The organism is Pseudomonas sp. TREG-RG-20F-10-E-6-01, from assembly GCF_022662455.1.
In the GTDB taxonomy this organism is placed as follows: Bacteria; Pseudomonadota; Gammaproteobacteria; order Pseudomonadales; family Pseudomonadaceae; genus Aquipseudomonas.
In genome coordinates this window covers 47186-67947 of the sequence record NZ_JAKNQP010000005.1, presented here as the reverse complement: position 1 = coordinate 67947, position 20762 = coordinate 47186, and the positions used below count along the sequence as shown (strand labels likewise).

General features: G+C 61.1%; 21 protein-coding genes. 10 read left to right on the top strand and 11 right to left on the bottom strand.

The annotated features are described in order from the left end of the window. Positions 1 to 102 precede the first annotated feature (102 nt). The 3 genes from L8K08_RS16540 to ntrC all read left to right on the top strand — a co-directional run bounded on the left by L8K08_RS16540 (position 103) and on the right by ntrC (position 3480). Positions 103 to 729, top strand: coding sequence for a hypothetical protein (locus L8K08_RS16540; protein WP_242198741.1), 627 nt, complete (start codon positions 103 to 105; stop codon positions 727 to 729). A 232-nt stretch (positions 730 to 961) separates the two neighbouring features. Continuing rightward, on the top strand, positions 962 to 2047 hold the full coding sequence (glnL, locus tag L8K08_RS16535; RefSeq protein WP_016979130.1) for a nitrogen regulation protein NR(II): 1086 nt from the start codon (positions 962 to 964) through the stop codon (positions 2045 to 2047). Next, on the top strand, positions 2044 to 3480 hold the full coding sequence (gene ntrC / locus L8K08_RS16530) for a nitrogen regulation protein NR(I) (RefSeq protein WP_003218003.1): 1437 nt from the start codon (positions 2044 to 2046) through the stop codon (positions 3478 to 3480). Before glnL ends, ntrC begins: the two co-directional genes overlap by 4 nt. A gap of 640 nt (positions 3481 to 4120) precedes the next feature. On the opposite strand, the gene L8K08_RS16525 is transcribed toward ntrC, so the two are convergent. Then, positions 4121 to 4561, bottom strand: a complete 441-nt coding sequence (locus L8K08_RS16525; protein WP_242198739.1) for a hypothetical protein — start codon at positions 4559 to 4561, stop codon at positions 4121 to 4123. Between L8K08_RS16525 and L8K08_RS16520 the strand changes: the two genes are divergently transcribed. Continuing rightward, positions 4560 to 5015 carry a tRNA (cytidine(34)-2'-O)-methyltransferase gene (locus L8K08_RS16520; protein ID WP_003171120.1) on the top strand — a complete coding sequence of 152 codons (456 nt, stop codon included), beginning with the start codon at positions 4560 to 4562 and terminating at the stop codon, positions 5013 to 5015. The two genes, L8K08_RS16525 and L8K08_RS16520, sit on opposite strands and share 2 nt — an antisense overlap. Positions 5016 to 5169: 154 nt before the next feature. On the opposite strand, the gene secB is transcribed toward L8K08_RS16520, so the two are convergent. From secB to L8K08_RS16505, 3 genes are read right to left on the bottom strand one after another with little or no spacing between them, the layout of a single operon-like run. Beyond that, positions 5170 to 5649: a protein-export chaperone SecB gene (gene secB / locus L8K08_RS16515; protein WP_106577478.1), complete on the bottom strand. Its 480-nt coding sequence runs from the start codon at positions 5647 to 5649 to the stop codon at positions 5170 to 5172. Positions 5650 to 5692: 43 nt separating this feature from the next. Next, positions 5693 to 5947, bottom strand: coding sequence for a glutaredoxin 3 (grxC, locus tag L8K08_RS16510; RefSeq protein ID WP_106577477.1), 255 nt, complete (start codon positions 5945 to 5947; stop codon positions 5693 to 5695). 1 nt (position 5948) lies between these two features. Continuing rightward, complete coding sequence (locus L8K08_RS16505) at positions 5949 to 6362, bottom strand: rhodanese-like domain-containing protein (RefSeq protein WP_242198737.1); 414 nt, start codon at positions 6360 to 6362, stop codon at positions 5949 to 5951. Positions 6363 to 6513: 151 nt separating this feature from the next. Between L8K08_RS16505 and gpmI the strand changes: the two genes are divergently transcribed. The 4 genes from gpmI (at position 6514) to L8K08_RS16485 (ending at position 11728) form a co-directional block, all read left to right on the top strand. After that, positions 6514 to 8040 (top strand): 2,3-bisphosphoglycerate-independent phosphoglycerate mutase, encoded by a 1527-nt coding sequence (gpmI, locus tag L8K08_RS16500; protein ID WP_242198735.1) that lies wholly within the window; start codon positions 6514 to 6516, stop codon positions 8038 to 8040. 258 nt (positions 8041 to 8298) lie between these two features. Continuing rightward, positions 8299 to 9594 (top strand): murein hydrolase activator EnvC, encoded by a 1296-nt coding sequence (locus L8K08_RS16495; protein ID WP_106577475.1) that lies wholly within the window; start codon positions 8299 to 8301, stop codon positions 9592 to 9594. A 30-nt stretch (positions 9595 to 9624) separates the two neighbouring features. Next, a complete protein-coding gene (locus tag L8K08_RS16490; protein WP_145159889.1) occupies positions 9625 to 10953 on the top strand; it encodes a S41 family peptidase in 1329 nt (442 codons plus the stop codon). Between the two features lies 1 nt (position 10954). Then, positions 10955 to 11728, top strand: a complete 774-nt coding sequence (locus L8K08_RS16485) for a divergent polysaccharide deacetylase family protein (RefSeq protein WP_106577473.1) — start codon at positions 10955 to 10957, stop codon at positions 11726 to 11728. 280 nt (positions 11729 to 12008) lie between these two features. Here L8K08_RS16485 and L8K08_RS16480 read toward each other — a convergent pair whose 3' ends face one another. The 6 genes from L8K08_RS16480 to hisB form a co-directional block, all read right to left on the bottom strand. Further along, positions 12009 to 12764, bottom strand: coding sequence for an ABC transporter substrate-binding protein (locus L8K08_RS16480; protein ID WP_145159885.1), 756 nt, complete (start codon positions 12762 to 12764; stop codon positions 12009 to 12011). Between the two features lie 66 nt (positions 12765 to 12830). After that, entirely contained in the window at positions 12831 to 13601 is a 771-nt protein-coding gene (gene hisF, locus L8K08_RS16475; RefSeq protein ID WP_003171107.1) for an imidazole glycerol phosphate synthase subunit HisF, read from the bottom strand. A 9-nt stretch (positions 13602 to 13610) separates the two neighbouring features. Further along, the gene (gene hisA / locus L8K08_RS16470; protein WP_242198732.1) at positions 13611 to 14348 is read right to left on the bottom strand and encodes a 1-(5-phosphoribosyl)-5-[(5-phosphoribosylamino)methylideneamino]imidazole-4-carboxamide isomerase; all 738 of its coding nucleotides are present in this window, start codon (positions 14346 to 14348) and stop codon (positions 13611 to 13613) included. Between the two features lie 39 nt (positions 14349 to 14387). After that, complete coding sequence (locus L8K08_RS16465; RefSeq protein WP_010213888.1) at positions 14388 to 14645, bottom strand: DUF2164 domain-containing protein; 258 nt, start codon at positions 14643 to 14645, stop codon at positions 14388 to 14390. After that, positions 14646 to 15284 carry an imidazole glycerol phosphate synthase subunit HisH gene (hisH, locus tag L8K08_RS16460; protein ID WP_145159878.1) on the bottom strand — a complete coding sequence of 213 codons (639 nt, stop codon included), beginning with the start codon at positions 15282 to 15284 and terminating at the stop codon, positions 14646 to 14648. It abuts the gene before it with no gap. Next, positions 15284 to 15877 (bottom strand): imidazoleglycerol-phosphate dehydratase HisB, encoded by a 594-nt coding sequence (hisB, locus tag L8K08_RS16455; protein ID WP_003218037.1) that lies wholly within the window; start codon positions 15875 to 15877, stop codon positions 15284 to 15286. Before hisB ends, hisH begins: the two co-directional genes overlap by 1 nt. Positions 15878 to 16096: 219 nt before the next feature. On the opposite strand from hisB, the gene L8K08_RS16450 reads away from it, so the two are divergent. Both L8K08_RS16450 and L8K08_RS16445 read left to right on the top strand, forming a co-directional pair. Continuing rightward, positions 16097 to 17353, top strand: coding sequence for an MASE1 domain-containing protein (locus L8K08_RS16450; RefSeq protein WP_145159876.1), 1257 nt, complete (start codon positions 16097 to 16099; stop codon positions 17351 to 17353). A 38-nt stretch (positions 17354 to 17391) separates the two neighbouring features. Then, on the top strand, positions 17392 to 18729 hold the full coding sequence (locus tag L8K08_RS16445) for a hypothetical protein (RefSeq protein WP_242198729.1): 1338 nt from the start codon (positions 17392 to 17394) through the stop codon (positions 18727 to 18729). Between the two features lie 60 nt (positions 18730 to 18789). Here L8K08_RS16445 and L8K08_RS16440 read toward each other — a convergent pair whose 3' ends face one another. Further along, positions 18790 to 20451, bottom strand: a complete 1662-nt coding sequence (locus tag L8K08_RS16440; protein WP_145159872.1) for an OFA family MFS transporter — start codon at positions 20449 to 20451, stop codon at positions 18790 to 18792. Positions 20452 to 20762: the final 311 nt, after the last annotated feature.

Below are 20762 nucleotides of genomic sequence, written 5' to 3'. Positions count from 1 at the left end.
CCTTTCCCGCACCTTGGTTAAATCGCGGAAATATCTGATACATCCCAGGCCATCGCGCCTCTACGATGCAGCGTCCTGCCGCCACTCGCCGATGTCTTTGCGATGAACCTTATCTGTAAGACCCTGTGTTCACTGACGCTCGTGCTCAGCCCGATCGCCGCAGCGCAAAAACCCACACCGTCAACGCCCCTCGACCTTGAGCCCACGGCCTGGACGGTAGAAGCGCCTTACCCGCAAAGCACGATTATCAATGCCCGCATCAATGGCACCGCTGCCCACGACGGCAATTCCAGCATGGCGATCCTGCATGTGGCGTGCTACAGCGCGCCCTTGCGCCCAATGATCTCGCTGCTCACCCACACCGACCAGTTGCATTTCAAACCCGGTATTTATGAAGGCCCGGATGCTCGCTCCACCGGTCCGCTCAGCCTCACCACCGGCGTGCTTCCAGCCCGCACTTACCGCGTAAACGGCTATTACAGCGCCGAGCCCACGCAGCAGCACGGCGTGCTGTTCAAACTCACCATGCCCGCCAACCGCCAAGAGCTGCGCGAGTGGATCACCGACGACATGGGTGGCCAGCGCATCAGGATGACCATTCCCTCCGCCATTCCCGGTGATTCGCCACTGAGCGCCGAGTTCATCCTGCCCAAAGACAGCACAGGCTTGCGCGAGGTCATCAAGCCTTGCCTGAACAATCGAAAAAGCACGCCTAAAAAACCTTCCTGAACAAACCCCGCAAAACTGCACTATATTGGTGCGTAGCGCCGCACCCTTCCCACCCCGGCAGCCCATTTTGGTTCGAATCTTCCCGAGTGAGCTGGCAGAACGCCACAGTTTCGCGCCTTAAACCCCTATTTCAGGGCTTTAACGCTTCTTTTCGGAGCCTTGGTTTGGTTTTTGCATTTTCCTTGTATCAGCGTGTGCCTCAAGCCCGCGCCTTGCTCCAAAAGAGGTCCTGATGACCATCAGCGATGCACTGCACCGTTTATTACTCGACAACCTGACCACCGCGACCATTCTGCTCAATGACGACTTGCGTCTTGAGTACATGAACCCGGCGGCGGAGATGCTCCTGGCCATCAGCGGCCAGCGCAGCCATGGGCAGTTCATCAGCGAATTGTTCACCGAGTCGGCCGAAGCCTTGAGCTCGTTGCGCCAGGCGGTGGAGCAGGCACACCCGTTCACCAAGCGCGAAGCGATGCTCACCGCCCTCACCGGCCAGACCCTGACCGTCGACTACGCAGTAACCCCGATCCTGAGCAACGGCGCCACCTTGCTGCTGCTCGAAGTGCACCCGCGCGACCGCTTGCTGCGTATTACTAAAGAAGAAGCGCAGCTGTCCAAGCAGGAAACCAGCAAGATGCTGGTGCGCGGCCTGGCCCATGAGATCAAGAACCCGCTGGGCGGCATTCGCGGCGCCGCGCAATTGCTCGCCCGCGAGCTGCCGGACGAGAACCTCAAGGACTACACCAACGTCATCATCGAAGAAGCCGACCGCCTTCGTAACCTGGTGGACCGCATGCTCGGCTCCAACAAATTGCCGTCGCTGGCGATGACCAACGTGCACGAAGTGCTGGAACGCGTTTGCCAGTTGGTCGAGGCCGAAAGCCAAGGCTGCATCACCCTGGTACGCGACTACGACCCAAGCATTCCGGACGTGTTGATCGATCGCGAACAGATGATCCAGGCGGTGCTCAATATCGTGCGCAACGCCATGCAGGCCATCAGCAGCCAGAACGAGCTGCGCCTGGGCCGCATCAGCCTGCGCACCCGTGCCCTGCGCCAATTCACCATCGGCCATGTGCGCCACCGCCTGGTAACCAAGGTCGAGATCATCGACAACGGCCCGGGCATTCCTGCAGAACTGCAGGAAACCATCTTCTTTCCCATGGTCAGCGGCCGCCCGGACGGTACCGGGCTGGGCCTGGCCATTACCCAGAACATCATCAGCCAGCACCAGGGTTTGATCGAGTGTGAGAGCCATCCCGGTCACACCACCTTCTCGATCTTTCTGCCTCTGGAACAAGGAGCCCCATCGACATGAGCCGTAGTGAAACTGTCTGGATCGTCGATGACGACCGTTCTATCCGCTGGGTCCTCGAGAAAGCCTTGCAACAGGAAGGCATGACCACCCAGAGCTTCGACAGCGCCGACGGGGTGATGAGCCGCCTGGCGCGCCAGCAGCCGGACGTGATCATCTCCGACATCCGCATGCCCGGTGCCAGTGGCCTGGATTTGCTCGCGCGCATTCGCGAGCAGCACCCGCGCCTGCCGGTGATCATCATGACCGCGCACTCGGACCTGGACAGCGCTGTCGCGTCCTATCAGGGCGGTGCCTTTGAATACCTGCCCAAGCCGTTCGACGTGGACGAGGCCGTGGCGCTGGTCAAGCGCGCCAACCAACACGCCCAGGAACAACAGAACCAGGAAGCCCCACCGGCCCTGACCCGTACCCCGGAGATCATCGGCGAAGCGCCGGCGATGCAGGAAGTGTTTCGCGCCATCGGGCGCTTGAGCCACTCCAACATCACCGTGCTGATCAACGGCGAATCGGGCACCGGCAAAGAGCTTGTGGCTCATGCCTTGCACCGCCACAGCCCGCGGGCGGCTTCGCCGTTCATCGCGCTGAACATGGCGGCGATTCCCAAGGACTTGATGGAATCCGAGCTGTTCGGCCATGAAAAAGGCGCGTTTACCGGCGCGGCCAACCTGCGTCGCGGGCGCTTTGAACAGGCGGACGGCGGCACGTTGTTTCTGGATGAAATCGGCGACATGCCGGCCGACACCCAAACCCGCTTGCTGCGCGTATTGGCTGACGGTGAGTTCTATCGCGTGGGCGGGCACACGCCGGTCAAGGTCGATGTGCGCATCATTGCAGCGACCCACCAGAACCTCGAAACCCTGGTGCACGCGGGCAAATTCCGTGAGGACTTGTTCCACCGTCTGAACGTGATCCGTATCCACATCCCACGCATGTCGGATCGCCGCGAAGACATTCCGACCCTGGCTCGTCACTTCCTCAGCCGCGCCGCTCAAGAGCTGGCCGTCGAGCCGAAGTTGCTCAAAAGCGAGACCGAGGAGTACCTCAAGAATCTGCCGTGGCCGGGCAACGTGCGGCAGTTGGAGAACACCTGCCGCTGGATCACCGTCATGGCCTCCGGCCGTGAAGTGCATATCAGCGACCTGCCGCCGGAGCTGCTCAGCCTGCCGCAGGACTCGGCACCGGTGACCAACTGGGAACAGGCGCTGCGCCAGTGGGCCGATCAGGCCTTGGCACGCGGCCAGTCGAACCTGCTCGACAGCGCCGTACCGGCGTTCGAACGGATCATGATCGAAACCGCCTTGAAGCACACCGCCGGCCGCCGCCGCGACGCCGCCGTGCTGCTGGGCTGGGGCCGCAATACCTTGACGCGCAAGATCAAGGAGCTGGGGATGAAGGTCGATGGCGGCGATGATGATGAGGGTGATGAAGGCTGATCACAGCCTTCTCATCCACTGAATATCAAATGTGGGAGGGGGCTTGCCCCCGATTGCGGTGTATCAGCCACATACTCGCTGGCTGACACACTGCTATCGGGGGCAAGCCCCCTCCTACATTTTGATCGCCTGCTGGTTTGGATCGCCACAAGGTTGCGTGACCGTGCACCGCTTCAATGCACCATGAACCGGCATCGGGCACGGATTCAACGCCTGAAACCTCAGCGTCGCTGAAAAAATCTTGAACATCGAAAACGCCAAAGCCCCGTATTTCGGGGCTTTGCGCTTTCTGGCAATTTTTTTTGGCACACATTGCAAGTTCTGGCACGCGCCCTGCAATAACCCTTGTACTACCCAGTTTCGGGGACCTTGGTACAGGCAGGCCGAGAATCCCCTCTTTACACCCGGGGTGCTTGATGCGGATCGCGTCGCGCCCCACACCCGTTTCGGGAACCTCGGTACAGGCAGGCCGGGGATTCCCTCTTTAACACCGAAGCCTTTGGCTTCACCCCGTTTTGGGAGCCCTGGTACAGGCAGGCCGGGAACTCCCTTCTTTACACCCGGGGCTTATGTGGCACAGCGCCCGTAGCCCCAGCCCGTTTTGGGAACCTTGGTACAGGCAGGCCGGGGATTCCCTCTTTTATTCCTCGCGCAGATGGATCTGCAACCGCCAACGGCCATCGGCCTTCTCCCCTTTCCACTCCCCGCGCAACGGCCGAGCCGCCACCAGGTTCAGCAGCAAGCCGCCATCGGTCTTGCGGATGCGCCAGTTTACATCCTTGTCGTTGACCTTGAGTTGCCCACTGGCGGCCATGCCCTGTGCGTCGAATAACAGCGCCACGGTGCCGTCGATATGCTCGCCATGCAGCTTGGGTTCGCCGTTGAACCACACCACCAGGCCGTCCGCCGCGGTCTCGACCTGTTGCAGTTCGACCGGGTCCGGCGTTGTGAGGCGGCCGATCATCAGGCCGATCATCAAACCGACAATCGCCAATGAGCCCAAAACCCTGGGCAATAGCTTCGGTCTTGGGTCGTCTTCGGGGGTAGAATGCAGCGCATCTTTGCCTTCGGAGCCGTGCATGTTTCACGTCATCCTTTTTCAACCAGAAATTCCGCCGAATACCGGCAACGTTATCAGGCTGTGCGCCAACAGTGGCTGCCACCTGCATTTGATCGAGCCTCTGGGCTTCGACATGGACGACAAGCGCCTGCGCCGCGCAGGGCTGGACTACCACGAGTACGCCACGCTCAAGCGCCATGCGGACCTGGCCAGCTGCCTGGAAAGCCTGGGCCACCCGCGGCTGTTCGCGTTCACCACCAAGGGTTCGCGGCCATTTCATGACGCTAGCTTTGCCGAAGGCGACGCCTTCCTGTTCGGCCCGGAAAGCCGTGGCCTGCCGGCCGAGGTGCTCGACGCCCTGCCCGACGGTCATCGCCTGCGCTTGCCGATGCGTGAGGGCTGCCGCAGCTTGAACCTGTCCAACACCGTGGCCGTCGCCGTCTACGAAGGCTGGCGCCAGCTCGGTTTCAAGTAATACACATAGCAAATGTGGGAGGGAGCTTGTGTGGGAGCTGGGCTTGCCCGCGATGCAGGCACCTCGGTGTATCAGTGATACCCAGGTGACGCTATCGCAGGCAAGCCAGCTCCCACACAAGCCCCCTCCCACATTGGTTACCGCGTCGGGCCCATTACTGAACGGTCGACGAACCTTCTGTTTGCATGCGCTGCAGCTCTTGCGCGTACAGGGCATCGAAGTTCACCGGAGCCAGCATCAGCGCCGGGAACGAGCCACGGGTGACCAGGCTGTCCAGGGTCTCACGGGCATACGGGAACAGGATGTTCGGGCAGAACGCGCCCAGGGTGTGGCTCATCGAAGCCTCGTCCAGGCCCTGGATCAGGAAGATACCGGCCTGTTGCACTTCAGCGATGAAGGCCACTTCTTCGCCGTTCTTGACGGTGACCGACAGGGTCAACACGACTTCATGGAAGTCGCCTTCGAGTGCCTTTTGACGGGTGTTCAGGTCCAGCGCAACGCTTGGGGTCCATTCCTGACGGAAGATGGCCGGGCTTTTCGGCGCTTCGAACGACAGGTCACGCACGTAGATCCGCTGCAGCGAGAATTGTGGGCCTTGGTCTTGCGCTGCTTCGGTGTTCTGTTGGTCAGTCATCGCAGATCCTTCTTGATCTTGGGGGTCTTTTAGGGGTTAGGAGTCAGACGAGCAGCAGCGCATCAAGCTTACCGGCGCGCTCCAGGGCGAACAGGTCATCGCAACCACCGATATGCTTGTCGCCGATCCAGATCTGCGGCACGGACGTGCGTCCCGCTTTCTTGGTCATCTCGGCGCGCACCTGGGGCTTGCCATCGACCTTGATCTCTTCGAAGGCAACGCCCTTTTTCTCCAGCAAAGCCTTGGCTCGCATGCAGTAAGGGCAATAATCGCTGGAATAAACGACAACCTGGCTCATATCACTTCACCAGCGGCAGGGTATCGGCCTTCCAGCTGCCGATACCGCCGGACAGCTTGGCGGCGGTGAAACCGGTCTTGAGCATCTCGCGGGCGTGGGTGCCGGCGTGCTGGCCTTGGGCGTCGACCAGAATGATGGTCTTGCCTTTGTATTTTTCCAGCTCGGGCAAGCGTGCGATCAGCTTGTCCTGCGGAATGTTCAGGGCGCCGACGATATGGCCGGCGGCAAAATCCTTGGCCGGGCGAATATCCACGACAACGGCCTCATCCTTGTTGACCAGCGCGGTCAGCTCCGACGTGCTCAGGCTGCGGCCACCGCGGCTCATTTCATGAGCGATCAGCAGCGCCAGCAGGATGACAAAGGCACCCGCGAGCAGGTAGTGGGCAGTGGCAAATGCAATCAGGTGATCAACCATCAAGGAGGTTCCAGGGCGTTAAAATGGCGGTAAGTATACACAGCCGTCAGGGGGGGCCAACCCCCGTAAAGCGGTGACGTGGTCGGAACTTCGCTTTAAACTGCTACTCCCTTTTAGATTGCCTTCCTTTATTACCGCCGCGAGAGGATCTATGACTACCACGCCTAAACCTTTGGTCCTGATAATTCTCGATGGCTTCGGACACAGTGAAAGCCACCACGACAACGCCGTGTACTCGGCCAGGAAGCCGGTACTCGACCGCCTGAGCGCCACAGTACCCAACGGATTGATCTCCGGTTCCGGTATGGACGTAGGCCTGCCGGACGGCCAGATGGGCAACTCGGAAGTCGGCCACATGAACCTCGGCGCCGGACGAGTGGTATACCAAGACTTCACACGCGTGACCAAATCGATCCGTGACGGCGAGTTCTTCGAGAACCCGGCCATTTGCGCGGCGGTGGATAAAGCAGTTGCGGCCGGCAAGGCCGTGCACTTCATGGGCCTGCTGTCCGACGGAGGTGTACACAGCCACCAGGACCACTTGGTCGCCATGGCCGAGCTGGCCTTCAAGCGCGGCGCCGACAAAATTTACCTGCACGCTTTCCTCGATGGCCGCGACACCCCGCCAAAAAGCGCCCAGTCGTCCATTGAACTGCTCGACGCCACCTTCGCCGCCCTCGGCAAAGGCCGCATCGCCAGCCTGGTCGGCCGTTACTTTGCCATGGACCGCGATAACCGCTGGGACCGCGTGGCCCAGGCCTACAACCTGATCGTCGACGGCCAGGCCGAATTCAACGCGGCCACCGCCCAGGAAGGCTTGCAAGCTGCCTACGCACGTGGCGAGAGCGACGAATTCGTCAAAGCCACCACCATCGGCGAGCCAGTGAAAGTTGAAGACGGCGACGCCGTGGTATTCATGAACTTCCGCGCCGACCGTGCCCGTGAGCTGAGCCATGTATTCGTCGATGCCGGCTTCAAAGACTTCGAGCGCGCACGCCAGCCAAAGGTCGAGTTCGTGATGCTCACCCAATACGCCGCCAACATCCCGGCCCCGTCGGCCTTCGCGCCAGGCAGCCTGGAAAACGTGCTGGGCGATTACCTGGCCAAGAACGGCAAGACCCAACTGCGCATCGCCGAAACCGAAAAATACGCTCACGTCACCTTCTTCTTCTCCGGCGGGCGTGAAGAACCGTTCCCGGGCGAAGAACGCATCCTCATTCCGTCGCCAAAAGTCGCCACTTATGACCTGCAGCCGGAAATGAGCGCGCCGGAAGTGACCGACAAGATCGTCGATGCCATCGAGCACCAGCGTTACGACGTGATCGTGGTCAACTACGCCAACGGCGACATGGTTGGCCACAGCGGCAACCTGGAAGCGGCCGTAAAAGCCGTGGAATGCCTGGACCTGTGTGTCGGCCGCATCGTCGACGCCCTGGACAAAGTCGGCGGCGAAGCGCTGATCACCGCTGACCACGGCAACTGCGAGCAGATGTCGGATGAATCCACCGGCCAGGCCCATACCGCGCACACCACCGAGCCAGTGCCGTTCATCTATGTTGGCAAGCGCGACTTCAAAGTGCGGCACGGCGGCGTGCTGGCGGACGTGGCGCCGACCATGTTGATGCTGATGGGGCTGGAGAAGCCGAAAGAGATGACCGGCACGTCGATTCTGGTTTGATCCCCAGCATCACCGCAAAACAGTGTGGGAGGGGGCTTGCCCCCGATTACGGTGGGTCAGCTGACACAGAGGTGGCTGATACACCGCTATCGGGGGCAAGCCCCCTCCCACATTGGATCTCCTGTGTTTGGTAGATATCTTTTCGCCATACCAGCGCCACTCGGCACCTATCTTGCCTTCCAGCCCGAATTGGGCGTTTTTTTTGCGGCGCTTGGCGGGCATACTAGGCCGTCCCTTTCCCTGGTGTCGCCCGCCTCTATGCTTCGCGCCTTGATTACCCTCGCTCTAGTCTGCCTGCTCCAACCGGCATTTGCCGATGAGCGCGCACAAACCCAACAACAGTTGGACGCTACGCGTCAGGACATTACCGAGTTGAAGAAACTGCTCGGCAAGCTCCAGGAAGAGAAATCCGGGGTGCAGAAAGACCTGCGCGGTACCGAAACCGAAATGGGCAAGCTTGAGAAGCAGGTCCAGGAGCTACAAAAAGAATTAAAGAAGAGCGAGTCGGAACTGGAGCGACTCGACGCTGAGAAAAAAAAACTCCAGAGCGCACGCGTTGAGCAGCAACGCCTGATTGCGATCCAGGCCCGCGCCGCGTACCAGAGCGGCCGCCAGGAATACCTCAAACTGCTGCTCAACCAGCAGAACCCGGAAAAATTCGCGCGCACCCTCACCTATTACGACTACCTGAGCAAGGCACGCCTGGCGCAATTGAAGGGTTTTAACGAAACCCTGCGCCAGCTGGCCAACGTCGAGCAGGAAATTGCCGACCAGCAATCGCAACTGCTCGACCAGAAAACCGCCCTCGACACCCAGCGCGACCAGCTGGACAAGGTCCGCAAAGAGCGCCAGCTAGCCCTGGCCAAGCTCAACGACGATGTGAAGGCCCGCGACGCCAAACTGCAGGCCCGCGAGCAAGACCAGGCTGACCTGGGCAAAGTGCTCAAAACCATCGAGGAAACCCTGGCTCGCCAGGCACGTGAGGCCGAAGAAGCGCGGCAGAAAGCGCTGATCGCCCAGCAGGAGGCGGAAAAAAAGCGTCAGCGTGAAGCCGAACTGGCCGCCACCACCGACGCTCCGGCCCCACGCAAACCGGCGCACGCAGCGCCTGGCCCGCTGGTTTCCAGCGCCGGCGAGTCGTTCGGCGGACCTTTTGCTTCAGCGCGTGGAAAACTTCCATGGCCTGTTGATGGTCGACTACTGGCCCGCTTCGGTGAAACCCGAGGTGACGACACCCGCGCCAAATGGGACGGGGTCATGATCAGCGCCGCCGCCGGCAGCCAGGTTCATGCCGTTCACGGTGGGCGCGTGGTGTTTGCCGATTGGCTGCGCGGCGCCGGTTTGTTGGTGATTCTTGACCACGGTAATGGCTATTTGAGCCTTTACGGCCACAATCAGACTTTACTCAAGTCGGCAGGTGATGTTGTAAAAGCCGGTGAATCCATCTCCACTGTCGGTAACAGTGGTGGCCAGGACACTCCGGCGCTGTACTTCGCTATTCGTCAGCAGGGCCGCCCGAGCGACCCTGCACAATGGTGCCGTTCCCAAGGATAGGGCCGCATCTACATTAGGAGTTCGTTCGACATGCTGCATTTGTCCCGCCTCACTTCGCTGGCCCTGACGATCGCCCTGGTGATCGGCGCGCCTCTGGCTTTTGCCGACCAGGCCGCTGGGGCTGCACCCGCCGCCACGACCGCGACCACGGCTGCGACCACCAAGGCCCCGCTGCCGCTGGACGAGTTGCGCACCTTTGCCGAGGTCATGGACCGGATCAAGGCAGCCTATGTCGAACCCGTAGACGATAAAACCCTGCTGGAAAATGCCATTAAAGGCATGCTCAGCAACCTCGACCCGCACTCCGCTTACCTGGGCCCGGAAGATTTTGCCGAGTTGCAGGAAAGCACCAGCGGCGAGTTCGGCGGCTTGGGCATCGAAGTCGGCTCCGAAGACGGCCAGATCAAAGTGGTCTCGCCGATCGACGACACGCCGGCGTCCAAAGCTGGCATCCAGGCTGGCGACCTGATCGTGAAGATCAACGGTCAACCGACTCGCGGCCAGACCATGACCGAAGCTGTCGACAAGATGCGTGGCAAGCTCGGCCAGAAAATCACCCTGACCCTGGTGCGCGACGGCGGCAACCCGTTTGACGTGACCCTGGCCCGCGCGACCATCACGGTCAAGAGCGTGAAGAGCCAACTGCTGGAGTCCGGCTACGGCTACATCCGCATTACCCAGTTCCAGGTCAAGACCGGCGACGAAGTGGCCAAGGCCCTGGCCAAGCTGCGCAAAGACAACGGCAAGAAACTCAACGGCATCGTGCTCGACCTGCGTAACAACCCGGGCGGCGTGCTGCAGTCGGCGGTGGAAGTGGTCGACCACTTCATCACCAAGGGCCTGATCGTTTACACCAAAGGCCGCATCGCCAACTCCGAGTTGCGCTTCTCGGCCACCGGCAATGACTTGAGCGAAGGCGTGCCACTGGCAGTGCTGATCAACGGCGGCAGCGCCTCGGCGTCGGAAATCGTCGCCGGTGCCCTGCAAGACCAGAAGCGCGGCGTGCTGATGGGCACCACCAGCTTCGGCAAAGGCTCGGTACAAACCGTGTTGCCGCTGAACAATGACCGCGCATTGAAGATCACCACGGCGCTGTACTACACGCCGAACGGCCGTTCGATTCAGGCGCAGGGCATCGTCCCGGACATCGAAGTGCGTAAAGCCAAGATCACCAACGAGATCGACAGCGAGTACTACAAAGAGGCCGACCTGCAAGGTCACCTGGGCAATGGCAACGGCGGTGCCGACCAGCCAACCGGCAGCGGCGCCAAAGCCAAGCCGATGCCGCAGGACGACGATTACCAACTGGCCCAGGCGCTGAGCCTGCTGAAAGGCCTGAGCATCACGCGCAGCCGTTGATATGCGTTTTGCCCTGATCATCGCCCTGCTGTGCAGCCTGGCAGGCGTCGCCCACGCGACGCCTGACGGCGAGCCACACAAAGCCTACCTGACCCTCATCATCGACGACCTGGGGCAAAACCTGCCTCGGGATCGTCGCGTGCTGGCCCTGCCCGGGCCGGTGACCACGGCGGTGATGCCGGACACGCCCCACGCCGCCGAATTCGCCCGCGAAGCGCACAAGGCCGGCAAGATTGTGATCCTGCACATGCCCATGGACCCGGCCACCGGCCCGTTCGCCTGGCACCCCGAGCTGCCGATCGAAGAACTCGGCAAACGCCTGGACGCCGCGTTCAAGGCCGTGCCCTACACCGCTGGCATCAACAACCATATGGGCAGCCGCATGACAGCCCAACGGGACGCCATGGCCTGGTTGATGGGCGAGCTGCAGCGGCGTAACAAATTCTTTGTCGACAGCCGCACCAGCGCGCAGACCGTCGCCGCCGCCGAAGCGCAAAAGATTGGGTTGGCGCATGTCTCGCGGGATGTATTCCTCGATGACGAGCGCACCGAGGCGGCCATTACCACGCAACTGCAAACCGCGATCAAGCTGGCGCACAAGCAGGGCTCGGTGGTGATGATCGGCCACCCTTATCCGCAGACGCTGGCGGTGCTGGAGCGCGAGTTGCCCAAGCTCAAGGCTCAGGGCATCGACTGGATTGATATCAAGCTGATGATCAGCGTGCGCGGCAATCAGGCCATGGCCGGGCATGGCAAGAACGGTCAGTACCGTTAGATCAGATGGCGACATTCCAGTGTGGGAGCGGGCTTGCTCGCGAAGGCGGTGGGTCAGTCAGCCGATTGAGTGGCTGACACACCGCTTTCGCGAGCAAGCCCGCTCCCACATTTTTGACCGCGGTTTTCCCGCTGATTGCAGTGCGCCGCATGGGTGCATTTGAAATGCAGTATTACCTGTGGGAGCTGGCTTGCCTGCGATAGCAGTCTTTCAGTGACAACTATTTCAGCTGAACCACCGCTATCGCAGGCAAGCCAGCTCCCACAGTAGTTCTTGCCCGTTAGAGGTAGCGCGCCATGATCTCGTCGACCACGCCGTCTTTGCGCAGCTGATCCAGCGCGGCCTGAAGCTTGGCGACCAGTTCGTCCGGCACGTCCTTGTTCAGCGCGAGGTAGAGTTGCGCGCTATTGAAGCGCAACACGGTCTTGAGCCCCGTCACGCCCACCTGACGCGCCAGGTAACGCCCGGCGGGATCACCGGTGGCCCACAGGTCGATCTGGCCATCCAGGAGCTTTTGCGCGTTGTCCTGGTCGCGTAATACCACCAGTGGGTTGAGGCCCTGCTTTTCCAGCGTATCGGCAATGGCGTCGCCTTTGTAGGCGCCGATCTTGTAGCGGCGCGCATGCTCCAGGTCATCCAGCTGGATCTTGCTGTCGGCCTTGGCCAGCAACACCCAATCGTCCGGGCCGATGGGGCCTACCCATTTGAACAGGGCTTCACGGTCCGGCAGGCGCGCCATCACGAATACGCCATAACCAGGTTTTTCCAGGGCGAGTTTGTAGATTCGCTCCCAAGGAAAACGCAGGGTCAGGTTGTAGGAAATGCCGGCACGCTTGAAGGTCTCGCGCACGATGTCCACGGCGATGCCTTCGATGTTCTCGTCTTTGGCGAAGTTCTTGCCGTTTTTTGCCATGTTGTACGGCGGGAAGTTTTCCGTCAGCAACACCAAAGAGGCGTCAGACGGTTCTTCGGCACGGGCCGAGCCTGCCAAAAGCATGGAAGAACTGGCGAGGGCGAGCAGCAGGTGTTTGAACATGAAAGTTACCGGAATCCATGGCAAGCGCAGAGAGTGCCGCGCGCCCGCCATGGTGTCCAGCAGCGTTTAGCGAACGACGATACCGCGCGCCGCCATGTAGGCCTTGGCCTCGGGAACGGTGTATTCGCCAAAGTGGAAAATACTCGCCGCCAGCACCGCGCTGGCGTGGCCTTCGATCACGCCGTCGGCCAGGTGTTGCAGGTTGCCGACACCGCCGGACGCGATCACTGGAATGCCCAGCGCATCGCTGATGGCGCGGGTCACGCCGAGGTCGAAGCCGTTTTTCATGCCGTCCTGGTCCATGCTGGTCAGCAGGATTTCACCGGCGCCCAGACCTTCCATCTTCATCGCCCACTCCACCGCGTCCAGCCCGGTGGGTTTGCGACCGCCGTGGGTGAAGATCTCCCAACGCGGGGTTTCGCCAGGCCCTGAGACTTTCTTGGCGTCGATGGCGACCACGATGCACTGCGAACCGAAGTGCTGCGCGGCTTCGCCGACAAACTCCGGGTTGAACACGGCGGCGGTGTTGATCGAGACCTTGTCCGCGCCGGCATTGAGCAGGTTGCGGATGTCTTGCACGGTGCGCACGCCACCGCCGACGGTCAGCGGGATAAACACCTGGCTGGCCATGCGCTCCACGGTATGCAGCGTGGTGTCACGGCCGTCGACGCTGGCGGTGATGTCGAGAAAGGTAATCTCGTCGGCACCTTGCTCATCGTAGCGACGGGCGATTTCCACCGGGTCGCCGGCGTCACGGATGTTCTCGAACTTGACGCCCTTGACCACGCGACCGTTGTCGACGTCCAGGCAAGGGATGATGCGTTTGGCCAGCGCCATGGTCAGTCCTCAGCCGTTGTAGGCATCGCAGTAAGCCTGGGCTTCGGCGACGGCCAGGGTACCTTCATAGATCGCGCGGCCGGTGATGGCGCCGATGATGCCAGGCGCCTTGGCGTCCAGCAGCGACTTGATGTCGCCCAGGTTGTGAATACCACCGGAAGCGATCACTGGAATGCTGGTGGCGGCAGCCAACGCGGCGGTGAACGGCACGTTGCAGCCCTGCATCATGCCGTCTTTGGCGATGTCGGTATAAACGATGGCGGACACGCCGTCGGCTTCGAACTGCTTGGCCAGGTCGATCACTTGCACGGTGCTGATTTCAGCCCAGCCGTCAGTGGCGACAAAACCGTCCTTGGCGTCCAGGCCGACAATCACCTTGCCCGGGAATGCGCGGCAGGCCTCGGCAACGAACGCCGGGTCTTTCACGGCCTTGGTGCCAATGATCACGTAGCTCACGCCGGCCTTGACGTAGTGCTCGATGGTTTCCAGGGAGCGAATGCCGCCGCCGATCTGGATCGGCAGGTTCGGGTAGCGCTTGGCGATGGCGGTCACCACCTCGCCGTTGACCGGCTGGCCTTCGAAGGCGCCGTTCAAGTCCACCAGATGCAGACGACGGCAGCCACCTTCTACCCATTTGGCAGCCATGCTCACCGGGTCATCGGAGAACACGGTGGAGTCTTCCATGCGGCCTTGGCGCAGGCGTACACAAGCGCCGTCCTTGAGATCGATAGCGGGGATAATCAGCATCTGGCAAACCTTATTCGATATTCAGCAATGCTTGGGAAATCAGGGTTTCTCAAGCGACCACAAGTCGCTTTCGATGCTTTCGAACCTTTCTTTAAGGAGCGTCTGCGTGTCGAAAATCGCCCTGTTGTAATAGTGCGGCGCCACTTCGGTGGTGAACAACTCAAGAATCTCGGCAACCTCGAACGAGCCCAACTTGAGCTCGAAGCGGTCCTCCATGAAGCGCTTGATCTTGAGGGTAGCCTCACTCTCCTGCTCGGGGGTGAGGTTCAAGATCGGCTGCTTCGGCTTCCTGGCCATTTACCAGCGACCATCCCAGGCGGCGAAGTTCTGCAGCAACTGCAGGCCATGGGTATGGCTCTTCTCCGGGTGGAATTGCACCGCAAAACGCGAACCTTCGGCCAGCGCTGCGGCGAAGTCGACGCCGTAGTGCCCGCCACCGACCACCTGACGCGGGTTACCGGCGGCGATGTAGTAGCTGTGCACAAAGTAGAAGCGCGCCATGTCCGGGATTTCGTGCCACAGCGGGTGGTCGACGGTGCGGCGCACCTCGTTCCAGCCCATGTGCGGGACTTTCAGGTGTTCACCGTCTTCGTGCAGGTCCTTGCCAAAGAACTTCACCTGGCCTGGGAACAGGCCGATGCAGTCGACGCCGTCGTTTTCCTCACTGCTGTCGAGCAAGGCTTGCATGCCCACGCAGATGCCGAGGAACGGGCGGTCCTGGCTGACTTCGCGCACCAGGCTGTCAAAGCCCAGGCGACGTATCTCGGCCATGCAGTCGCGAATCGCGCCAACGCCCGGGAACACCACCCGGTCGGCTTCGCGAATCACGTTGGCATCACTGGTGATCAGCACCTTGCCGGCGCCTACGTGCTCGAGGGCCTTGGCCACCGAGTGCAGGTTACCCATGCCGTAATCGATAACCGCGACCGTCTGCATTACAGAACGCCCTTGGTCGAGGGCATTTGCCCGGCCATGCGGTCATCCAGCTCCACGGCCATGCGCAGCGCGCGGCCGAAAGCCTTGAACACGGTTTCGATCTGGTGGTGGGTGTTGGTGCCGCGCAGGTTGTCGATGTGCAGGCTGACGAGTGCGTGGTTGACGAAGCCCTGGAAGAATTCCTGGAACAGGTCAACGTCAAAGCCGCCCACGGTGGCGCGGGTGTAGGGCACGTGCATCTGCAGGCCTGGGCGGCCGGAGAAGTCGATGACCACACGCGACAGCGCTTCATCCAGCGGGACATAGGCGTGCCCGTAGCGACGGATGCCTTTTTTGTCGCCGATGGCTTTGGCAAACGCCTGGCCCAACGTGATACCGACGTCTTCCACCGTGTGGTGGTCGTCGATATGCAGGTCGCCCTTGCTGACGATATCCAGGTCGATCAGCCCGTGACGGGCGATCTGGTCCAGCATGTGCTCAAGAAAAGGTACACCGATATCAAATCGGGCCTTTCCGGTGCCATCCAGGTTGATCGAGGCTTTGATCTGGGTTTCCAGAGTGTCGCGCTCGACGGACGCCTTACGTTCGGCCATCACCAGCTCCGCAAAATCATTGGGCGAAAAAGGCAGCCATTATAGGGGCGCGGGCGCTAAACAGAAACATCGGAGGAGATAAGACTGATGGAGTGTCGGCGCTAGACATGTGCGTACAAGTGCATGCTCCAGGATGGTGCGCCCGGCATATTAGCCAAATGCCAGCGCCGGCTTCGCTGTAACATGAGCGCTACGTTTAAACCTGATGAATACTGAACAGTGACGATACCCAGAGTCTTACGGCGCAGCGGCATTCTCCTCCTGTGGGCGTTGACCTATTACGTGACCGGCATGGCCTCGCTGGCCTTTGATGACCCCGTCTCGAAGATGGCGATTATCTGGTTTCCGGCGGGCGTCTCGGTGTCGGCCTTCCTGAGCTCGCGCCGTGCGCACTGGCCGATGCTGTTTCTTGTGTTGTTGATCGCGCGGGTGCTGCTCGGTGCGCACGGCTGGGAGGAGTCACCGGCCGCCATCGCGCTTTCGGCTGAGGCGCTGGCAGGTTCGATTGCCATTGCCTGGCTGGTACGGCGTTTCGCGCGCCGTGGCGACGACCTGCACGCCATCGTGCTGTGGTTGCTGGCGACCGTGGCCATTTGTGGCGTGCAGGCGCTGATCAGGAAGGGCTGGTTGATGCTGGCCGGGGAAACATCACCCCATACGCTGATGACCAACTGGATGTCTGGCGTTAACGGCGTATTCTTTGCGACCGTCGTGGTCATGAACGTGCTGAACAGCAACTTGCGCGAATTTCCCGTCAGCGCACGGGAGAAACTCGCCGGCGCAGGGTGGCTGTTGCTGCTCGCATTGAATACCTGGTACGTCTTCGGGGCCGCGCCGCACTGGCTCACCAGCATGCTGGACACCGATGCCGGCGCTGCGGTGTATTTCATCCTGGCCTGCCTGCCGATCGCCCTCGCCCTTGCCGTTTGCGTGACCTGGCGCAGCCCTGGAGGCTCGATCGCGCTGCTGGTGCTGGGCAGCATCGTGGTCAATTACACCGATCAGAAGACCGGGCCGTTTTATGTGCCGGGCCTGCTCGAAGGCGAGCCTTTGCTGCTTGCGCAAAGCTACCTGTCCATTACCGCCCTGCTGGTGGTGGTGATACGCCTGATGACGCAATCGGCCAGGCCCTACGACCCGCAAACCGGACGGCTGGGGGGCGACGGCGTGATGTACCAGTTGCATCCCGAAACAGGCGATATCCTCTGGGACGACAACCTCGATTCGCTGCTGGATATCGGCACCCGCCCCCTGGGCACCATTGAGCAGGTGCTGGCGCGCGTGCACCCCGATGACCGCGAAAAACTCAAACAGCACTGGTCGCCGGACACCCGTACCCACGCCTCATCGCTGGCCTTTCGCATCGACAAAGGCAACGGTGACTGGCTGACCCTTTACGACCAAAGCCCCGGCGCCATGCGCGATGCCAGGGGCCAAGTATTTGTCGGCAACTGGCAAAGCAGTCGCTATTCCTGAACGTTTGCCGATCAGCGTCTACCTGTACGAGTACCTTCATGATTCAGATTGCTTTACTGCTGTTCGGCGTTGAATTCGTCCGATCCAAATTCTGGTTTCTCGGCCTGATCGGTATCGTATGGGGCGTGATGGGCGTTGGCGTGATGATCGACGGCCTGGATGGCGAGTTGTACTTTCCGCTGCGCGCGTTCGGCTTGCTGCTGTTGCTGGAAAGCATTGTCACCCTGAGCGTGGCCGCCAGCGGCGTGGGTACTCAGCGCGCCGTGCTGTATTTCAAGGGCGGGATCTGCTTTTTTGTCGCGGTATTGATTCTTGCCGACAAGGTCTACAGCAACCTGCTGCTGGCGATCATCTTTGGCTTTACCTACTTTGTGATCGGCCTGCTGACCATCACCTCGGCCTGGGTCGTCAGGTTCCCGCGCTGGCGATCATCGTTGATCAGCGGCGGCGCCCAAGTGGTGTTCGCCGGGTTGCTGGTCAGCCCGTACCCCATCGCCAACAGTGCCACCGTGTCTTTTTTTCTGGGCGCACTGATGATCGTCAGCGGCCTGAACACGGTACGCATTGCGCGTCGCGTCAGGCGATTGCGCCATGGCACCTCGACGTTCGAGCTGCTTGCGCCCAGGGATCTGCTATCGGATTTCAAGAAGCTGCCGCCGCAGGAACCGCCGCCGCAGCCTGAGCCGGAGCCTGCCTGCACCGATCCACTGGTGGTGCATATCTGGACGCCGGAAGGCACCGCCAGCGCAACCACCATTCCCCGCCCGATCATCAATCGCTACATCGCGGCCGTGGACGCACAAGGCGTGATTTCAACCGGGCACGCTGCCCTTGAACTGTCGCCGTCGGTGTACCTGAGCCTGTATCCGGTTGCAGACATCGATCGCTCACCGTCAGAGTTTTTCCGCATTCTCAAGGCCACTCGCAACAATGACGTGCCGGGCACCTTCCAGCCGGACTACGCCACCGAAGTGGCCAACTGGTGCGATTCGGACCGCAAGATCATTTTTCACCGGTACAGCCGCAAGGCGTTGATTGAGTTTTCCAATAACTATCGCCAACAGGCCACTTACAACCTGACCTACCGCAACTGCTCGAGCAGCGTGGCATTTGCCTTGGAAGCCTCGATGGATGGGGTATTGGCGGAACGGTCGCGGCGCTGGCGCTCGGTGTTGCAGACCCTGCTCATGCCGGAACTGTGGATTGCCGCGCAAGTACGCAAGCGCGCCATGACCATGGCCTGGACACCCGGCCTGGTCATGGATTACGCCCGAGCCTTGCGGGTAATCGTGCATCCGGTGCCGCGGCCATGGTTTCAACGCATCCCATGGCGCGGTCAATCAACCAAAGCCTTGCCTGACAAGAAGCAGGAGTAGCCCGCTCTGACTGCCCGAGGCCCGCTCATCTTGCATGAGCGGGCACTGCGCAACGGTTTATCAGTGGAACAATACCGCCGTCTTCTGCAGGGTCACCCACACACCCCACGCCAACGGAATGCCCACCACCAGCCACGCCACGATAGCCAATGGCACGCTGGCGGAAGAAGCCTTCCACTCCAGCGACGTAGAGGCAGTGGCGCCTTTGTCATGGCCCAGCGCCTGTTCGGCAGCCAGTTCCGCGTCGGTCATGAAGTACTTGTCGGCCACCGGGCGCACCAGCAGGTTGCAGATGAAGCCCAGCACCAGCAGGCCGGCGAGGATGTACAAGGTGATGTCATACGCCGCGGCACGTTCAACGCCGATGCTCAGCTGATACTCACGCAGGTAGTTGACCAACACCGGGCCCAACACGCCCGCCGCCGCCCAAGCGGTCAACAGGCGACCGTGGATCGCGCCGACCATCTGGGTGCCGAACAGGTCGGCCAGGTACGCCGGAACGGTGGCAAAACCGCCGCCGTACATCGACAGGATGATGCAGAACGCCGCCACGAACAGCGCCACGTTGCCCAGGTGCCCCAGGTTCGGGATCAGCGCGTAGAGGGCAAAGCCCAGGGCGAAGAACACGAAGTAGGTATTTTTACGGCCCAGGTAGTCGGAGAACGACGCCCAGAAGAACCGCCCACCGATGTTGAACAGGCTCAACAAGCCGGTGAAGCCTGCGGCGATGGCCGCGATGGACGCCAATTGCCCGGCATCCAGCTGGCCGAACGGCACATCAACACCCAGCAACTTGCCACCGAACACTTCCTGCAGCAGCGGCGACGCCATGCCGAGAATGCCGATACCGGCAGACACGTTCAGGCACAGCACCAGCCACACCAGGCGGAATTGCGGGGTTTTCCACGCCACGTTCACGTGAACGTGACGGTGGGTGATCATCGCATTGCTGGCTTTTTTCGCCGGCGCGGTCCAGCCCTCAGGCTTCCAGCCGGTTGGCGGAACGCGGTACGACAGCGCGCCGCCAATCATGAACACGAAGTAGATCACGGCCATGACCACGAAGCTCTGCCACACGCCCACGCTTGTTGGCGAAGCGAAGTGGCCCATCAGCGCTGCGGCCAAGGGTGCACCGACCATTGCGCCGCCGCCAAAGCCCATGATCGCCATGCCGGTGGCCATGCCGCGTTTGTCCGGGAACCACTTGATCAGGGTCGACACGGGCGAGATATAGCCCAGGCCCAGGCCGATACCGCCGATCACGCCGGAGCCGATCCACATCAGCCAGATCTGGTGGGTATAGATGCCCAACGCCGAGATCAACAGACCGCCACACCAGCACAAGGCCGATACAACGCCGGCCTTACGTGGCCCGGCATGTTCCAGCCAGCCGCCCCAGATCGCTGCGGAGCAACCCAGGAAGATGAAGAACAGCGTGTAGATCCAGCCCAGCATGGAGATGGGCCAGTCGCACTGGGACGAGAAGACTTGCGTGATGAAGCTCATGTCCGGCGCGCAGGCGACCGGTGCCGTGATACCCAGCGCTTTGGACAGCGGCAGCCAAAACACCGAGAACCCGTAGGCCATGCCGATGCAGAGGTGGATGGCCAGGGCGGCCGGTGGAACCAGCCAGCGGTTGAACCCTGGCTTGGCGATAATGCGCTCCTTGGACAGGAACGCAGGCTGTGCGGCGGTACTACCAGCCGCAGTGCTTGTGCTCATTGGTGTTTCCCCCAGTTATTAGTATGTGTCCGTCAGGCGCTCTCTCCCTCGGCCTTGCACGCAGAGCGTTAGCCGTTGTTGTTGAGTAAAGCTCCTTTTAAGCGCGACGCTGTGTCGCAGACGACAGACGAACCCGCGCAGATTAGCACCAGTGGATGACAGAAAAACCAAACTGATATCACCTTTTTCACGCAACCTGCTCTGTTGGGCGACAAAATCCGATTTTGCTGCGTCTAGATACAATGTAACGATGCATGAACTGACGCAGGCCGTCGGGCGTTATACTCTGCGGCTAAATTTTGAAATCGACA

Bases quoted from the DNA above. Each gene is read 5' to 3' on its own strand.
- L8K08_RS16540 (WP_242198741.1), top strand. From the start codon at position 103: ATGAACCTTATCTGTAAGACCCTGTGTTCACTGACGCTCGTGCTCAGC.
- glnL (WP_016979130.1), top strand. From the start codon at position 962: ATGACCATCAGCGATGCACTGCACCGTTTATTACTCGACAACCTGACC.
- ntrC (WP_003218003.1), top strand. From the start codon at position 2,044: ATGAGCCGTAGTGAAACTGTCTGGATCGTCGATGACGACCGTTCTATC.
- L8K08_RS16520 (WP_003171120.1), top strand. From the start codon at position 4,560: ATGTTTCACGTCATCCTTTTTCAACCAGAAATTCCGCCGAATACCGGC.
- L8K08_RS16525 (WP_242198739.1), bottom strand. From the start codon at position 4,561: ATGCACGGCTCCGAAGGCAAAGATGCGCTGCATTCTACCCCCGAAGAC.
- secB (WP_106577478.1), bottom strand. From the start codon at position 5,649: ATGACTGACCAACAGAACACCGAAGCAGCGCAAGACCAAGGCCCACAA.
- grxC (WP_106577477.1), bottom strand. From the start codon at position 5,947: ATGAGCCAGGTTGTCGTTTATTCCAGCGATTATTGCCCTTACTGCATG.
- L8K08_RS16505 (WP_242198737.1), bottom strand. From the start codon at position 6,362: ATGGTTGATCACCTGATTGCATTTGCCACTGCCCACTACCTGCTCGCG.
- gpmI (WP_242198735.1), top strand. From the start codon at position 6,514: ATGACTACCACGCCTAAACCTTTGGTCCTGATAATTCTCGATGGCTTC.
- L8K08_RS16495 (WP_106577475.1), top strand. From the start codon at position 8,299: ATGCTTCGCGCCTTGATTACCCTCGCTCTAGTCTGCCTGCTCCAACCG.
- L8K08_RS16490 (WP_145159889.1), top strand. From the start codon at position 9,625: ATGCTGCATTTGTCCCGCCTCACTTCGCTGGCCCTGACGATCGCCCTG.
- L8K08_RS16485 (WP_106577473.1), top strand. From the start codon at position 10,955: ATGCGTTTTGCCCTGATCATCGCCCTGCTGTGCAGCCTGGCAGGCGTC.
- L8K08_RS16480 (WP_145159885.1), bottom strand. From the start codon at position 12,764: ATGTTCAAACACCTGCTGCTCGCCCTCGCCAGTTCTTCCATGCTTTTG.
- hisF (WP_003171107.1), bottom strand. From the start codon at position 13,601: ATGGCGCTGGCCAAACGCATCATCCCTTGCCTGGACGTCGACAACGGT.
- hisA (WP_242198732.1), bottom strand. From the start codon at position 14,348: ATGCTGATTATCCCCGCTATCGATCTCAAGGACGGCGCTTGTGTACGC.
- L8K08_RS16465 (WP_010213888.1), bottom strand. From the start codon at position 14,645: ATGGCCAGGAAGCCGAAGCAGCCGATCTTGAACCTCACCCCCGAGCAG.
- hisH (WP_145159878.1), bottom strand. From the start codon at position 15,284: ATGCAGACGGTCGCGGTTATCGATTACGGCATGGGTAACCTGCACTCG.
- hisB (WP_003218037.1), bottom strand. From the start codon at position 15,877: ATGGCCGAACGTAAGGCGTCCGTCGAGCGCGACACTCTGGAAACCCAG.
- L8K08_RS16445 (WP_242198729.1), top strand. From the start codon at position 17,392: ATGATTCAGATTGCTTTACTGCTGTTCGGCGTTGAATTCGTCCGATCC.
- L8K08_RS16440 (WP_145159872.1), bottom strand. From the start codon at position 20,451: ATGAGCACAAGCACTGCGGCTGGTAGTACCGCCGCACAGCCTGCGTTC.